Raw genomic sequence first — 16,826 nt, forward strand, 5'->3', positions numbered from 1 at the left:
ATTAAGGCAACAGATAAAATGACAGAGCAAGTGAACGAAAAATCGTATCAAAAAACCACGCTGGCCGGAGGGTGCTTCTGGTGTATTGAAAGTGCATTTAACTGTGTTAACGGTATTATTAGCGCAACGTCTGGATATATGGGCGGTCAGAGTGATAATGCTAGTTATAAACAGGTTTGTGCTGGAGATACTGGCCATGCAGAAGTAGTGCAATTGCAGTTTGATAGTCAGGTGATTAGTTACCGTGAAATACTGGAAATATTTTTCAGTTTGCATAATCCAACGCAATTGAATCGACAAGGTAATGATATCGGCAGCCAGTATCGCTCTGAGATTTTTACTCATGATGCTCAGCAAGAAGAATTAGCGCTACAAATAATTGCAGAAATAAGCCAAGAGCAATTATTCGATGACCCTATTGTTACTAAAGTGAGTTCAGCGGTTATTTTTTATTGTGGTGAAGATTATCATCAAGAATATTTTAAAAATAATTCTGAAAATCAGTATTGCCAAGCCGTAGTATCACCTAAATTAGCCAAGTTTAGAAAAACCTTTGTTGCCAAATTGAAATAAGCCCTTGCCTATAAGTAGTTATAAGCAAGGTGATTAGAGGGAATTTAGTGAGTGTTTTTTACTCGTGAGCTTGATCGAAATTTGAGCGTAAAGCTTTTGCCCATTTTTTGATTATTCGCTTGGCATCCGCGTGATTAGATACTCGAGTTGACCACTGATAGTGGCTATTATTTTCAGCTGTTTCTGTATCAACTATACGAGCTAAGATCTCACCGCTTACAGCATCATAAATTTCTAAAAACAATGTTGCAGAACCCGATTCCTCAGTAATTGTTCTTGTTATTCTTGATGAAGTGATATCAGGTGCGTTGATATCTAAATCAATGATTGAGGGTTTTATTAATAAAGTGCCTTCGCTCGCTATGTCTACAATAGGGTAGTCATCATTCCGGCTAAACTCTTCTATAAATACTTCATTTAATAAAGAGGCAACTGACCCTTTTATACGCACAACGTCTTTGTCTTTAATTTGTGTTGAAAGGGTTGAGGCACTTCGGTTGTAATCTCTTTGCCAATTCTTCTTAAAAGCCACAGTGCCAGGTAATATTTTTACCTTATCGTAGTTTGAAAAATCTATGCCTGATTTTTTATAAACTATTGTAGACTGGCTGATATGTTTTAAGGTTAGGCCGTCGGATGAAATTTCAGGGGCTTTTAACGTTTCTGTCGAACTACAGCCTACAAATAGTAAAGTGCTACAAATCATAACGTGAGAAATAAGTTTATTAAGTTTTATCATTACAGTTCCTTGTCTGTGCTATTGAGTTTAGATAGGCATGTTGCGTATCTTTTTTCTCTATTTTAAAATCCATGTTCTGATTGATTATTACACAAGATTTAGATAAATAAAATAATAAGTTAACTCATATAAAATCTAACTGAATGATTATATTTGAGATTTTAAATATAACAGTCCGTTTATTCTTTGTGCTCAAAAAACATCCGGTACTCTATACTGGTAATAGTTAATCTGAAAAGAAATCCTTCGATTTTTCTGATTGTAACCTTGGTATGTTAAGGGTGGTGATCTTATGAATAAGAAGAAAAGTTTATTAATTATCATATGTGTTATAGCCTGTACAGCCTTATTTTATCCGGCAGAACAACCTTATAAATTTCGGCAAGTTAAACTACTAGCTACGGCAGAAGAAAATTATTTACTGCCAATTTCCCCACATATTAGTCAAGTTAGTCGACCCAATGAATCCTTTCATTTTCCTATCAAGTTAGGCGATGTTGGCCCAAGTAATTCGTTGTATTCAGGGCCAAAACAATATCCTTTTTATTGTATGACCATAGATTCACATATAGGTCAGCCCTTGGTTGATAACCAAGAAGGTTTTGGTGTGCCTGTCTATGAGGATTTAGTACAGCGTAGTAATGTTATAGGCTACTCAAAAGATTGTTTATTCAAAAGCCATTTACAGTTTTACTATTTAAATCATGATGATAAATTAGCCAAACTTGCTCCGGAACAGTTCAGTCACTTAGATACTTTGAGGGATGCAAAGCAACCTTTGCAGTTATTTCGTGCTGAACAAGGCAGTATTAATCGTTTTATCTATACCATTGCCATGGCAATAACACGGGAAGAGCTTGGCACACGTACCATGAGTTCTTTGTGGAATAAAAAATTAATCTATCAATTTAATGGTGGCTCTGGCATAGGTTTTCGACAAGGTCGGCAAAAAGCGACCAGAACCATTACCCGTCGTTTAATCGAAGTACAAAAAGGCTATGCGCTTATCAGCTCAAGCGGTAATCGCACCAGTTATACCTACAATATGCTGTTGGCAGAAGATACCGCCCGTCGGGTAAAACTTCATTTTATCAGCTTATTTGGTGAGCCTTTATACACTGTCGGCATTGGCGGCTCAGGTGGTGGTTTAGCTCAATATCTTATTGGGCAAAATAGTCATGGTATTCTCGATGGCTTAATTCCGCAATATTCTTATCCTGATATGGTCAGCCAAACCATATATACCTTAGATTGCGATTTATTTAATAATTATTTTACCTTTCGAGCCAAAGATAACAGCCGCTGGCAGCAGTGGGATCAGCGACAATTACTGGAAGGCATGAATAGTTTACAAGACTTCCCACAAAAAATAGCTTTTTTACAGCCGGTAGCGCAACTAATGGCGGGTATGGTACCGAGTTTCCCTAAAGGTAATAGTGAATGTATTAATGGCTACTTTGGCTTATCTACCTTTATTCACAACCCTAGACAGGGTTTCTTGCGACATTTTTATAGTGATGAAGTGGTTGAGCAAACCAATTGGAATTATTGGGAAGACATGGCTTGGCTATTCAGTCGTGATCAACATGGGCTAGTGGAGACTACTTGGGATAATGATGGTGTGCAATATGGTTTGCATGCCTTGAAACAAAAACAGATAACCTTAGCTGAGTTTGTGCATATCAATAAAAATATTGGTAGTTGGAAAGAGCAGCACCAAATGAAAGCAGAAAATATTATCATACCCTTTGGCCGGAAAATGCCTTTTTGGGTGTCTTTATGGGGCAGTGACAATATCACTGAAGTGATTGATAACCAAAGTGCACCTAGGCGTAGTGCTTCACTTAAAGCTATTGCAGCGGCTTATCGTGGCGGACAGGTTTTTATTGGCAAGCTTGATCTGCCTATTATTGATGTTCGCCATTACTTAGAAGAAAAGCTCGATATGCACCATATGTCGGCATCTTTTAGTACTCGCATACGTTTACAACAAGCCAATGGTCATTTTGATAACCAAGTCATTTGGGTGGCAAAACGTGATTTTGATCCTACCTATCAAGCGTTTGACTTAATGGACTTATGGTTACTAAAAGGTAAACAATTTCCAGAATTGAATGCCGCACAAAGTAAACCTATACAATTACAAGATACTTGTTTTGATGACCAAGGGGAGATACTGGCTCAAGGAGAGGGGGTTTGGCATGGTAATTGGAATGAGTCTGACTCGAGTAAAAAACCTTTAAAACGAGGGGCGTGTGCAGAACATTATGCTATTTTTTCTAATAGTCGTATTCAAGCCGAAGGTCCTTGGCAGGGCAGTGTTTTCAAGTGTCATAAAATTCCATTTGAGCAGGCGGTTAAACAAGGTATGTATGGCGATATTGACTTAACAGAGCAGCTTAATGATTTGCGGGCTATTTTTGCCAGTGGGGTCTGTGACTATAGTCAAGGAGATGCTGGTCGGCCTCAAGATATTTAGGGGGTTATACCCGTTACCATTCAAGATGCATGTTTCAGAGTGCTTGAGCAATTTCAATTCAAGGCATATCAATGTAGCCATGGTTATTCAGGAAAATATGCTCCTGAATTCTCTTCTAAGCTACATCCATGTAGCGCCATTTCAAATTGATGTAACGATGAAGTGATGTTGCTCAAGCACTTCTGCGATGGGTTTTAAATGACTTTATGCGGCGTTAAAGAGTGACTATGTTTACGTTCTTCTCCTTGCCTAAAGTCATTTAAATTCCCACTGAAATCAAGCACTTTGAATGGTAACGGGTATATTAATATCGAATAGACGGGGAAGTTTGATAAGAGGCTGACGAAGAAAATGCTTCGTCAGCTTAATTTTTAACAGTCTAAGGCCTTAATAATAAAAACTTTAAAGCGTTATTTTATTAAAAGACCGAACGAAATGATGAACGGCCACTGCGTCTTGATGAACGACGGCTTCTCATGCGACTATGAAGTTCGTGACGTTTTGATTCTAACCATTCTTCACGAGTAATAGCTTCTTCACCATGTCGGCCTTCTTCACGTTCACGGTAAGCACAAAACTCTTCAAAGGCTTCAACATCATCTTTAAATTCTTCAGCGACCAGTTCGATCATGATGGCATCATCTAAAAAGCCCAATACCGGAATATGATCAGGGACTAAATCCTCAGGATCACTAAAATAAGCTAAAGCATGTAATAATTCGACGCGCTCTTCACTGGGTATTTGCCATTCATTATCTTCAATCATGGCAACAAAGACTTCTAATTTTTGGATTCGTAAACGGACAAATTCAGGGACATTAGCTTTTATACTTTGACTAATTTCTTTAGCATTTACTAATATTTCTTGCTCGCTGAGCTTTTTCGCACCTGCTTGCGCCTTGCGCATGACATCGCGGAAATACTCAAGATCTGTTTCGGTTAATTCAAATTTAACTTCAAACGCCATTATAATTCTCCTGATTTTGGCTTTATGTCCAATGTATCTTATCGGTAATTATGCCTAGACATACTTGGCTTATTTTTATAGATCCAACTGAAATACATTGATTTTATCTATCATCTCGTTATTAATTTAGCAGAATTAGTCACTGACGACACCTTATTTACTAGAGTTTATAGCAAGATGTAACTTTTGTGTTTTATAGTGTTATGATTTTATGGTCTATTGCTATTCAATAATTATTCATTATGCCAACAAACGAATTAATCGAAACAGAGCCAACAACTGAAACGGCAATCGTTCCAGCTGCGGAAATTAAAGACTGTGAAAACTGCCACCTGCCATTAATGGGTAATTTTTGTGCTAACTGTGGTCAAGAAGCGGACTCGAAATTGAAATATTTTTGGGTGGTGATTATGCATTTATTGGATGATATCTTTAGCTTTGATTCGCGTGCCAGTCGAACCGTTTGGCCATTAATAACCAGGCCTGCTTTTATAACCAATGAATATTTTTCTGGTCGAAGAGTGCATTATGTACCGCCATTACGCTTATATTTATTTATAAGTATTGTCTTTTTTATCACCTTAAAATTTTTTGTTGGGGCAGACGATAGCAATGGTTTTAATATTAATGACAAAAAAAACCTCATTACTCAAGTTAGAGGTCATATAGAAGTACTAACCACTGAGCAAAAAACGTTATCAAAAATACCTTCTGAAAGTATGGAAGAGCTTGCACAAGTAACTCGTCTTAATGCAGATCTTGCTAAGTTTAATACTTATTTAGCAGATCTAAACCGTGATTATAGTTCGGGTCAGAATAAACAAATTATTAAACTTACCCGTGAGTTGCTTGAATTAGAGTTTGATCATACTGAAGAAGTGTTTTCGTCAAAAGAACAAGTGAAATTTGATAAGTTAACGGCTAGACGATTAAAAGTGCTGAATGGTGGCATAGTATCTGAAGAGCTAAATATCGGAAATAATGACGATGGTACTTTGTCTTTTGATTTTTTATCGGATGAGAGTAATAAGAAACTCAATAATTTTACAGAAGAGCTGGCTGAAAAAGGCGAGAAAGCCTTTAACTCTGATACAGGCCCGTTAATTGAGCAAGTGATTGGCAAACTACCGCAATTGATGTTTATTTTATTGCCATTGTTTGCGGTACTACTGAAAGTGATGTTTATTTTCTCCAAGCGTTTATATATGGAACACCTGACAGTCGCCTTACACAGCCATAGTTTTATTTTTATAACGGTATTACTCTCAGAAATTCTGGAGCTATTAGATGATTATCTAGCGCCGACAAGTCCAAGCATAGCTAATTTCTTCGGCGTATTTGCCGGTGGTTTGTTACTGTGGATACCCATATATTTATTTTTAATGCAAAAAAGAGTTTATAAACAGGGCTACTTTTTCACCCTAGTTAAGTTTAGTATTATCGGCACTATATATAGCATTATGATAGCCGTAACAGCGATTATTGCTATGGTCTGGGGAATAATGGGTACCTAGTTTGGTATTAATTGGTAGCTGTTAAGCATTGGCTAGTAGGAAATTGTAGCTAAAATAGTTTACCATTCAAAAAGCGGCAAGCATAAAATGCTTACCGCTTTTTTATTGTAAATTAGCAGAGCGTTACTTAAAACGCATTGATAAATCAATGGCATTAACATGTTTGGTTAATGCACCACTTGAGATGTAATCAACGCCCGCTTTGGCGTATTCTTGCAAAATCTCTATGGTCATATTACCAGAAACTTCTAATTTTGCTTTTCCGCGTGTCGCTGTCACGGCTTGCTCTATCATCGCTGGAGTAAAGTTATCTAACATGATGATATCAGCGCCAGCATTAAGTGCTTGCTCAAGCTCATCGAGAGACTCTACTTCTACTTCAACGGTTTTATCACTGTGATTACTCTTAGCGGTAGCAACTGCTTGGCTAATACCGCCACAAGCGGCGATATGGTTTTCCTTTATTAAAAAGGCATCGAATAAACCAATTCTATGATTTACGCCACCACCACAAAGCACAGCATATTTTTGTGCGCTACGTAAACCAGGTAGCGTTTTACGAGTATCAAGCAGCTTAGTATTACTACCGGCAAGTTCTTTTACATACTTGCTAGTTAAGGTCGCTGTGCCTGATAAGGTTTGCAAAAAATTTAACGCAACACGTTCACCGGTTAACAAAGTACGAGCATTACCTTCTAATTCGAATAAAGTGCTATTGGCAGCAACGGCCTCACCGTCATTAACAAACCAGGTAATTCTTGTAGGTAAAGAGTTAGTCGCTTGCTCAGCGGTGCTATTTAATGACGCATCAAGTTGCTTGAATACTTCATTAACCCAAGCAACACCACAAACGATACAATCTTCACGAGTAATTACAGTAGCGACAGCTTGTTCACTCTCAGGAATGAGCATAGCGGTAATATCATGGCTAGCTTGAGGCATTGCCTCACCAACGGCGCCTAAATCTTCAGAAAGGGCCCAAGAAATGGTTTTGCTAATATCTTGCTGTAATTTTTCTAATTGTGCATTAAGCATGGTTTGCTTCCTGTTACAGGGGTTCTCGTAAAATTAATTGTTTACCCGTTTGCTGAAAGTCGACTTGCTTTAGGGCACTCATGCCTAAAAGTATTTCATCGGACTTCATTGCCGGGTTTATGTGAGCTGCGACATTATACAAGAAAATATTACCTAAGCTCAATTGGGTAATTTCAGTTTTATACACGGTAATACTACCATTGGCTGTTTGCACTCGATAATTACCTTGCGCGATTAAACCCAATTTATCAGCGATATGAGCCGGAATAGAAACTTGAGTTGCACCCGTATCGAGTAAAAAAGTCACTGGTGTATCATTTATTGTGCCTCGAGCAACATAATGACCCTGCCTGTTTTGCGCTAAAATCACCTCTGCTTGACCACCTGCAGTTAAGCGCATCTCTGGCTGGGTATTAGGGTTGTACTGTTCATCAAGCACATCTTGAAAAAAGAACATTAATAATGCCAGCGCGATTATCCAAGCCAGCCAGACAAATATTTTTGCCATTTTGTTTGTTGGGTCAACTTCAGTCATACTAAGCAACTCTTGATAAGGTTAGTAGTATTGTATGTTTTCTTAAGTAAGCAAGAAAGTAGAAAGTGTAACCATATATACAGTACCCATCACAATAAAAATGAGAAACCCATGCTTTCAATTTCTTCTGGTTGGCTGGCGCAAGCACAACATTTACCTTCTCCGCACTTTTCTCCGCGCGCATTAGGTGATGAAGTCAGTTTATTGGTTATTCACAATATTTCTTTACCGGCAGGGCAGTTTGGTGGCAATTGCATTAATGATTTGTTTCTTGGGCAATTAGATTGTAATGCCCATGTTAGCTTCAATGACTTAAAGGGCGTTGAGGTTTCAGCACATTGTCTTATCCGCCGTGACGGTAGTATTTGCCAGTATGTATCTTTTGCTGACAAGGCATGGCATGCGGGAGTTTCTTCGTTTGAACAAAGAGAGCGTTGTAATGATTATTCCATCGGTATTGAATTAGAGGGCACTGATGATATTCCTTATACTAGAGAGCAATATCAGCAGCTAATTGCGTTAACACTTTGTTTGCAAAATCAATTTCCTGCCATTATCATGGACCATATTGTTGGTCATTGCGATATTGCCCCAGAGAGGAAAACCGATCCTGGGCTGGTATTTGATTGGCAATACTATCGTCAGCGTTTAACTGAACAAGCGACAAGGAATAACACCTAACATGAGTTTATTAAGTTTATTAATTGCATTGGCTGCAGAGCGTGCTTTATCTGCCAAAGTATGGCGATTTAATTTTTATTACCAACATTATTTTAATTTGTTTAGCAAAAACTTTACCGCTAAACAAGGTACGGCCGCTAGTGTGGTATTTATTATCTTGCCTGTTGTTGCCACCTATTTATTGCTTGAGCTAATTGATAATAGCGTTATGCAATTGCTTATCTCCACCTTAGTGCTTATCGTTTGTTTTGGTTGTACCACCACCAGAAATAGTTATAAAAACTATCTGACTTCGGCCTTTCGCGGTGAAGAGGCGACTACGGAAATGCATCACCAGCAGCTATTATCGGACAAGAACTTACCTAATATGGGTTTTGGCCAAGCACTCATTTGGTTAAACTACCGTTATTACATCGCTATTATGTTGTATTTTATCGTCTTTGGTGCTGCCGGCGCGGTATTTTACCGTTTACTTACGACAGTCATAGAGCATAAAAAAGCGCAATGTATTGCCGCGGCTAATGAAAGTAATGAGCTTAATGAAGCGGTATCGCCAGATGTAGATAGCAAGGCTGATCATGAAGCGAATGCTGCGCCTAATATTGCTAGTGGCTGTCAGAATCATCATGATGTACTTTTTTGGCTTGATTGGTTACCAGTACGTATTGCTTCTTTTGGTTATATGTTTGTTGGTCATTTCTCCAAAGCGCTACCTGTTTGGCTAGAGAGTTTATTTGATGTGCAAAAACCGACCCATCAAGTTTTAATTGATGTTGCAGAAAAATCAGAAGACATTATGGTTAATGAAGACGACTGCACAGCAGAGCCTTGTTTGTTAGTTAGATTAGCCAAACGCAATGTTTTACTGGTACTTGCGGTAATTTCAATACTTACCCTAGCGGGTTTACTAAATTAAACTTAGCTAAACTAGACTCAATTAAATTTATTTAAGCTAATCAAACATAGTCAAAATCAATGGTCAGACCATTCGTCACTCCTGCTTTAATGCGCTAAAAACAAACAGTTTTTTCTTGGTTTGGCGCATTAAAACCTTGCTTAAATACTAACCATAAACTAAGTTTACTTGTCAAAAGTAGCCATATTTGCTATATTATTGCTCTAAAAGCAATTGGTCTTACCAATTTACCAAGAGGTTTTTGGGTGATTTCACCCTTTACTTGACTCTTTAAAATCACGGGATTATTAGTTAATTTACTTTTATGAATGCCAACCAAACGACAAATAAATCAATACGAGCATCAAAAAGCACTGGCCGAGTAAAGCCACAGAAGTTGGCTGACATCATTTTAGCCGAGCTTGAAGGTATGATTATTGAAGGCAGTTTAAAGCCGGGTGAAAAATTATTACCCGAGCGTGAACTGGCGTTGCAGTTTGAAGTATCAAGACCATCGTTACGTGAAGCAGTGCAAAAATTGGAAGCAAAAGGTCTAGTTACACGTAAGCAAGGTGGCGGTACTTTTGTTTGTGATAATTTACTCAGAGGCTTTTCTGATCCACTGTTTGAATTAATGTCGAATAACAATGAATCACAATTTGACTTATTGGAGTTTCGTCATGGAATTGAAGGTATGGCCTCGTATTATGCTGCCATGCGCGGTACACCGGCAGATTTTGAACAAATTCAAATTAAGCATGATGAAATTGGCAATAGCCAATTAGAAGATGATTTTCGCGCGGAAGCAGAAGCGGTAGTTGAGTTTCATTTAGCTATTTGTGCAGCGTCACATAATGCGGTGATATTGCAACTTGCGCGTAGCATGTCGTCATTATTGGCAGATAATATTGCACAAAACTTAACAGTATTGGCTAAGCGTCCTGATATCTTTAGAAAGATTACCGATTATAGAAAACGTTTGCTCAACGCCATTATTAGTGGCCAACCACAAAAAGCGTGGGGAGCGAGCCATAGACATTTAGCTTTTATTGAAGAGCTTTTATTAAAGCTTACTCAAGAAAACAGTCGCATGGAGCGCTCAATGCGCAGAATGTAAAAATTAGTAGCCAACCACAAAAAACGTGGGGAGCGAGCCATAGACATTTAGCTTTTATTAAAGAGCTTTTACTGCTCTTTAAAGGGACGTTACTCAAGAAAACAGCCGCATGGAGCGCTCAATGCGACGGATGTAAAACTCGCAGAAAGAATTCACCAATTTGTACAACGAATAATTAGAACAATTAACGTTAAACAGTTATTAAACATTTTATTAAACTTTTTATTATATAAGAAAATATTGGAGACTAAACAATATGTCAGATCTACCAAATATCGATATTGATTCAGCAGAAACCCAAGAGTGGTTAGAATCAATGGAATCAGTGTTAGAAAATGAAGGCCCAGAGCGTGCACATCAGTTACTAGAAGCATTAATTGAACGCGCACGTCGTGGTGGTACTCATTTACCATTTGATGCGACTACCGCTTATGTAAATACTATTCCACCAGGGCAAGAGCCTCATATGCCTGCGGATCAAACTATTGAATCACGCATCCGTGCGGCAATTCGTTGGAATGCATTAGTATTAGTATTACGCGCCTCTAAAAAAGATTTAGATCTTGGTGGTCACATTGGTAGTTTTGCTTCTTCTTCAACGTTATACGATGTAGGTTTTAACCACTTCTTTAAAGCAGCCTCAGAAAAAGATGGCGGTGATTTCATCTTTGCCCAAGGTCATATTTCTCCGGGTATCTATTCTCGCGCATTTATGGAAGGTCGTTTAACTGAAGATCAAATGAATAACTTCCGTCAAGAATGTGATGGCAAAGGTTTACCTTCATACCCGCATCCTCATTTAATGGATGATTTCTGGCAGTTTCCTACCGTTTCTATGGGTCTAGGTCCATTACAAGCTATCTATACTGCACGTTTCTTAAAATACTTAACTGACCGTGGTATTAAAGATTGTTCAGGCCAACGCGTATACTGTTTCCTAGGTGATGGTGAAACAGATGAGCCAGAATCATTAGGTGCTATTGGTTTAGCGTCTCGTGAAGGTTTAGACAACTTAACTTTCATCATCAACTGTAACTTACAGCGCTTAGATGGTCCGGTACGTGGTAACGGTAAAATCATCCAAGAACTTGAGGGTACTTTCCGCGGCGCAGGCTGGGAAGTAGTGAAAGTTATTTGGGGCTCTTACTGGGATTCACTTATTGCTCGTGATACTTCAGGTAAATTATTACAGTTAATGAACGAAACAGTAGATGGCGAATACCAAAACTGTAAAGCGAAAGGCGGTAAATACACCCGCGAAAACTTCTTTAATAAGTACCCTGAAACTAAGGCTATGGTTGCTAACATGTCTGATCAAGACATCTGGCGTTTAAACCGTGGTGGTCATGACCCAGTGAAAGTTTATGCTGCTTATCAAAAAGCCATGGACACTAAAGGTCGTCCAACAGTTATCTTAGCTAAAACCGTGAAAGGTTTTGGTCTAGGCGCTTCTGGTGAAGCATTAAACATCGCGCATAACGTTAAGAAAATGGACCTTGAGTCAATTAAACATTACCGCGACCGTTTTAATATCCCAGTAAGTGATGAAGATATTGCCGATTTACCTTTCTTCAAGTTCCCTGAAGACAGCGAAGAATTTAAGTACATGAAAGCACGTCGTGAAGCATTAGGTGGTTCTCTACCAGCACGTCGTCAGCAAGCGGAAGAAGTACTTGAAATTCCAAAGTTAAAAGTTTTTGATGCTATTTTGAAAGGTTCTGGTGAGCGTGAAGTATCATCTACCATGACTTTTGTTCGTGTATTGAATGCCTTATTAAAAGACAAAAAAATCGGTAAGCGTATCGTGCCAATCATTCCTGATGAAGCACGTACCTTTGGTATGGAAGGTTTGTTCCGTCAAGTAGGTATTTACGCAAGCGAGGGTCAAAAATATATTCCACAAGATGCTGATCAAGTGGCTTATTACCGCGAAGATAAAAAAGGCCAAGTTTTACAAGAAGGTATTAACGAACTAGGTGCTATGGCATCTTGGATCGCTTCGGGTACTTCTTACTCAACGTGTAACGCAACAACTATTCCATTCTACATCTACTATTCAATGTTTGGTTTCCAACGTGTTGGTGATTTAGCATGGGCAGCAGGCGATAGCCAAACACGTGGTTTCTTATTAGGTGCTACTGCAGGTCGTACCACGCTTAACGGTGAAGGTCTGCAACATCAAGATGGTCATTCACATGTACAAGCTGGTTTAATTCCTAACTGTGTTACTTATGATCCAACCTACGGTTATGAAATTGCAGTTATCGTGCGTGAAGGTTTACGTCGCATGTACGAAGAAAATGAGAACATTTTCTTCTACATAACACTAATGAATGAAAACTATCTACACCCAGCGCTCCCAGAAAGAGAAAACGTTGCAGATGAGATCATTAAAGGTATTTACCAACTTGAAAAAGCGGCACCTGCTAAAGGTAAAGCGACTGCCAATGTTCAGTTATTAGGTTCAGGTACTATCTTAGAGAAAGTACGTGAAGCAGCACAAATTCTTGCTAATGATTACAACATCTCAAGTGATGTTTACTCAGTAACTTCATTTAATGAATTGACTCGTGACGGTCAAGATGTAACACGTTGGAACATGCTTCACCCTGAAAGTACACCACGTGTACCATACATTAGCCAAGTTATTACTAAAGCAGCAGGTCCTGCAATTGCGGCTACCGATTACATTAAAAACTACTCAGAGCAAGTACGTGCGTACATCGATACTGAATACCGTTGTTTAGGTACTGATGGCTTTGGTCGTAGTGATAGCCGTGCAAACTTACGTACTCACTTCGAAGTAAGTGCAGCATACGTGGTAGTCGCTTCATTGTATGAATTAGCGAATCGTGGTGAAATTGAACGTTCAGTAGTAACTAAAGCAATTAAACGCTTTGATATTGATACTGAAAAACTTAACCCACTTTACGCATAATTATTGACTAGAGAAGGAACATAAAAATGTCTGATATTGAAAAAATCCTAGTCCCTGATGTTGGCGGCGATGAAGTTGAAATTATTGAAATTTGTTTTGCTGTTGGCGATAGCCTAGAAGCAGACGAAGGTATTATCACCGTTGAAACAGATAAAGCTTCAATGGATATCCCAGCGCCATTTGCTGGTGAGCTTGTTAGCTTATTGGTAAGTGTTGGCGACAAAATTAAAGAAGGCGATGTCATTGCCGAGATGAAATCTGCAGGTGCTTCTGCACCAGCAGAAGAAGCTCCAGTAGTTGAAGCACCAGTGGCAGCAACTACTGCTCCGGTAGTTGAAGCGGCGCCTGAAGTTGCTGCGGCCGCTACTGCATCAGCAATCATTGAAATTTCTGTACCAGATATTGGTGAAGACGGTGAAGTTGAAGTTATCGATGTACTTGTTAGCGTTGGTGATGTCATCGAAGAAGAAGATGGTTTAATCACTTTAGAAACTGATAAAGCCACTATGGATGTGCCATCTACACATGCAGGTACTGTTAAAGAAGTATTCATTAACAACGGTGATAAAGTTAAGCAAGGTTCATTAGTAATCAAGCTTGAAACTGTTGGCAGTGAAGCTGCAGCAACTGTAGCGGCTCCAGCTCCTGTAGTAGCTCCTACTCCAGTTGCTGCGCCTACTGCTACAGTTGCTGCAACGACCAAACCTGCGGCTTCACCTGTACCACATCATCCACAAGCGGGTAATGTTAGTAAAGGTAACATTTACACTTCACCTTCTATTCGCCGTATTGGCCGTGAATTTGGTGTTGACTTAACCTTAGTTAAAGGTACTGGTCGTAAAGGCCGTATCTTAAAAGAAGATGTGCAATCATACGTTAAATATGAATTGTCTCGCCCGAAAGCTAATGCAGGTAGCTCTGTTGCTGCTGGTGAAGGTGGTTTACAAGTTGTTAGTGCCAGAGCAATTGATTTCTCTAAATTCGGCGAAATTGAAACAAAAGCATTATCACGTATTCAGAAAATTTCTGGACCCTTCTTACATCGCAACTGGGTAACTATTCCACATGTTACTCAATTCGATGAAGCTGATATCACTAACGTTGAAGCCTTCAGAAAAGAGCAAAATGTACTTTGTGAAAAGCAAAAGCTTGGTTTTAAAATTACGCCATTGGTATTTGTTTTAAAAGCGGCGGCAAATGCCTTACGTGCCTTCCCAACGTTTAACTCAAGCTTGAGTGAAGACGGTGAAAGTTTAATTTTGAAAAAATACATCCATATTGGTGTTGCCGTTGATACACCGAACGGTTTAGTTGTGCCAGTAGTGCGCGATGTTGATCAAAAAGGTATTCACCAGTTATCGCGTGAATTACTTGAAATCAGCATTAAAGCACGTGATGGCAAATTAAAAGCGACTGATATGCAAGGTGGTTGTTTTACTATTTCTAGCCTTGGCGGTATTGGCGGAACGGCATTTACGCCAATCGTTAACGCCCCAGAAGTTGCTATTTTAGGTGTTTCTAAATCAGAAATGAAACCTAAATGGAATGGTAAAGATTTCGAACCTAAGTTAATGTTGCCTTTATCTATGTCATACGATCACCGTGTTATTGATGGAGCCTTAGCCGCACGTTTTACAGTGCATTTAGCTGGCGTAATGTCTGATATTCGTAAATTGATACTTTAGTCGATATTGATTAATTAAAGTTGGCGAAATTCAACGCATAAGAGTAGAATTTCGCCCATAAAATTTAAAACCAATAAATATAAATATTCAAGAATATTTCAAGACAAAGTGACTTTGTACGATAGCAAGAAGAATGCACGGAGTTGACGTTAGTCAATGAGTACTTTCGCCGTAGCAATTGGACAAAAAAACAACGTATTGAATTTTTCTTAACTAATTGTGAGGAAAATTATGAGTAACGAAATTAAAACTCAAGTAGTGATATTAGGTGCAGGCCCTGGCGGTTATTCTGCAGCATTCCGCGCAGCCGATTTAGGCTTAGATGTAGTGTTAGTAGAAAGTCGTGAAACATTAGGCGGCGTTTGTTTAAACGTGGGTTGTATCCCTTCTAAAGCATTACTTCATGTAGCTAAAGTTATTGACGATGCAGCCGCAATGGCATCTCACGGTGTTACTTTTGGTAAGCCTGAAATTGATTTAGATAAAATCCGTAGCTGGAAAGACAGTGTAACTGCACAGCTTACCGGTGGTTTATCGGGTATGGCAAAAAGCCGTAAAGTAACCACAGTTTATGGTTACGGTAAATTTACTTCTGATAAAACTATCGAAGTTGCAGGTAACGACGGTGAAACAACAACGATTACTTTTGATAATGCCATTATTGCGGCAGGTTCATCAGTGGTTAATTTACCATTCATTCCAACCGATGACCCACGTGTTATCGATTCTACCGGTGCTTTAGAACTTAAAGACGTACCAGAAGAATTATTAGTACTGGGTGGCGGTATCATTGGTCTAGAAATGGGTACTGTATATTCTGCATTAGGTTCTAATGTATCTGTAGTTGAGTTTGCTGACCAATTAGTGCCAGCGGCTGATAAAGATATTGTTAGAGTTTATACCAACTACAACAAGAAAAAATTCAACATCATGTTGTCTACTAAAGTTGTTGCTGTTGAAGCAAAAGATGACGGTTTATACGTTACTTTTGAAGGTAAAAAAGCACCAGCTGAACAAGTTCGTTATGACAAGATTTTGGTTGCTGTTGGTCGTAAGCCTAACGGTCACTTAGTTGCTGCTGATAAAGCTGGTGTAAATGTTGATGAACGTGGTTTCATTAACGTATCTAAAGAATTACGTACTAACGTACCGCACATCTTCGCTATTGGCGATGTTGTTGGTCAACCTATGCTTGCTCATAAAGCGGTTCATGAAGCACATTGTGCTGCAGAAGTTATTTCTGGTAAGAAACATGAATTTGACCCTCGTTGTATTCCTTCAATTGCTTATACCGATCCGGAAATGGCTTGGGTTGGTGTTACTGAAGCTGAAGCAAAAGAGCAAGGCTTGAACATTGAAGTTGCTAACTTCCCATGGGCTGCTTCTGGTCGTGCTATCGCTTCTGCACGTACTGAAGGCAAAACTAAGATGATCTTTGAAAAAGGAACTGGTCGTGTTCTTGGTGGTGCTATTGTTGGTATCAATGCTGGTGAAATGCTTGGTGAAATTTGTTTAGCGGTTGAAATGGGCGCTGATGCTGAAGACTTGGCATTAACGATTCATGCTCACCCAACGTTAAATGAATCAATTGGTTTAGCAGCAGAAATCTTTGAAGGTTCAATCACTGATTTACCAAATGCTAAAGCAGTTAAGAAAAAGAAATAAGAT

The 16,826-nt window shown here is 38.9% G+C and carries 13 protein-coding genes; 9 read left to right on the top strand and 4 right to left on the bottom strand.

Going from position 1 to position 16,826, the window contains the following annotated elements; genetic code table 11:
* Nucleotides 1-18: 18 nt before the first annotated feature.
* Nucleotides 19-573, top strand: a complete 555-nt coding sequence (msrA, locus tag HRT55_RS04395) for a peptide-methionine (S)-S-oxide reductase MsrA (RefSeq protein WP_291619201.1) — start codon at nt 19-21, stop codon at nt 571-573.
* A gap of 58 nt (nt 574-631) precedes the next feature.
* Here msrA and HRT55_RS04400 read toward each other — a convergent pair whose 3' ends face one another.
* Nucleotides 632-1,312, bottom strand: coding sequence for a DUF3313 family protein (locus tag HRT55_RS04400; RefSeq protein ID WP_291619202.1), 681 nt, complete (start codon nt 1,310-1,312; stop codon nt 632-634).
* Nucleotides 1,313-1,604: 292 nt separating this feature from the next.
* Here HRT55_RS04400 and HRT55_RS04405 point away from each other — a divergent pair, with 292 nt between their 5' ends.
* On the top strand, nt 1,605-3,791 hold the full coding sequence (locus HRT55_RS04405) for a DUF6351 family protein (protein ID WP_291619203.1): 2,187 nt from the start codon (nt 1,605-1,607) through the stop codon (nt 3,789-3,791).
* Nucleotides 3,792-4,209: 418 nt separating this feature from the next.
* Here the strand turns inward: HRT55_RS04405 and HRT55_RS04410 are convergent, their stop codons facing one another.
* A complete protein-coding gene (locus tag HRT55_RS04410) occupies nt 4,210-4,758 on the bottom strand; it encodes a YkvA family protein (protein WP_291619204.1) in 549 nt (182 codons plus the stop codon).
* Between the two features lie 242 nt (nt 4,759-5,000).
* Between HRT55_RS04410 and HRT55_RS04415 the strand changes: the two genes are divergently transcribed.
* On the top strand, nt 5,001-6,272 hold the full coding sequence (locus tag HRT55_RS04415; protein ID WP_291619205.1) for a DUF3667 domain-containing protein: 1,272 nt from the start codon (nt 5,001-5,003) through the stop codon (nt 6,270-6,272).
* A gap of 123 nt (nt 6,273-6,395) precedes the next feature.
* Here HRT55_RS04415 and nadC read toward each other — a convergent pair whose 3' ends face one another.
* Nucleotides 6,396-7,307 carry a carboxylating nicotinate-nucleotide diphosphorylase gene (nadC, locus tag HRT55_RS04420; protein ID WP_291619206.1) on the bottom strand — a complete coding sequence of 304 codons (912 nt, stop codon included), beginning with the start codon at nt 7,305-7,307 and terminating at the stop codon, nt 6,396-6,398.
* 13 nt (nt 7,308-7,320) lie between these two features.
* Nucleotides 7,321-7,842: a TIGR02281 family clan AA aspartic protease gene (locus HRT55_RS04425; RefSeq protein WP_291619207.1), complete on the bottom strand. Its 522-nt coding sequence runs from the start codon at nt 7,840-7,842 to the stop codon at nt 7,321-7,323.
* Nucleotides 7,843-7,953: 111 nt separating this feature from the next.
* Between HRT55_RS04425 and ampD the strand changes: the two genes are divergently transcribed.
* The 6 genes from ampD (at nt 7,954) to lpdA (ending at nt 16,823) form a co-directional block, all read left to right on the top strand.
* Nucleotides 7,954-8,523, top strand: coding sequence for a 1,6-anhydro-N-acetylmuramyl-L-alanine amidase AmpD (gene ampD, locus HRT55_RS04430; protein ID WP_291619208.1), 570 nt, complete (start codon nt 7,954-7,956; stop codon nt 8,521-8,523).
* Nucleotide 8,524: 1 nt separating this feature from the next.
* Nucleotides 8,525-9,439 carry a beta-lactamase regulator AmpE gene (gene ampE, locus HRT55_RS04435; protein ID WP_291619209.1) on the top strand — a complete coding sequence of 305 codons (915 nt, stop codon included), beginning with the start codon at nt 8,525-8,527 and terminating at the stop codon, nt 9,437-9,439.
* 304 nt (nt 9,440-9,743) lie between these two features.
* Nucleotides 9,744-10,535 (top strand): pyruvate dehydrogenase complex transcriptional repressor PdhR, encoded by a 792-nt coding sequence (pdhR, locus tag HRT55_RS04440; protein WP_291619210.1) that lies wholly within the window; start codon nt 9,744-9,746, stop codon nt 10,533-10,535.
* Between the two features lie 256 nt (nt 10,536-10,791).
* Nucleotides 10,792-13,473 (top strand): pyruvate dehydrogenase (acetyl-transferring), homodimeric type, encoded by a 2,682-nt coding sequence (aceE, locus tag HRT55_RS04445; protein ID WP_291619211.1) that lies wholly within the window; start codon nt 10,792-10,794, stop codon nt 13,471-13,473.
* A 26-nt stretch (nt 13,474-13,499) separates the two neighbouring features.
* Nucleotides 13,500-15,158, top strand: coding sequence for a dihydrolipoyllysine-residue acetyltransferase (aceF, locus tag HRT55_RS04450; RefSeq protein ID WP_291619213.1), 1,659 nt, complete (start codon nt 13,500-13,502; stop codon nt 15,156-15,158).
* 231 nt (nt 15,159-15,389) lie between these two features.
* Nucleotides 15,390-16,823, top strand: coding sequence for a dihydrolipoyl dehydrogenase (lpdA, locus tag HRT55_RS04455; RefSeq protein ID WP_291619215.1), 1,434 nt, complete (start codon nt 15,390-15,392; stop codon nt 16,821-16,823).
* Nucleotides 16,824-16,826: the final 3 nt, after the last annotated feature.

It is taken from the genome of Colwellia sp. (assembly GCF_013214175.1).
GTDB lineage: Bacteria > Pseudomonadota > Gammaproteobacteria > Enterobacterales > Alteromonadaceae > Colwellia.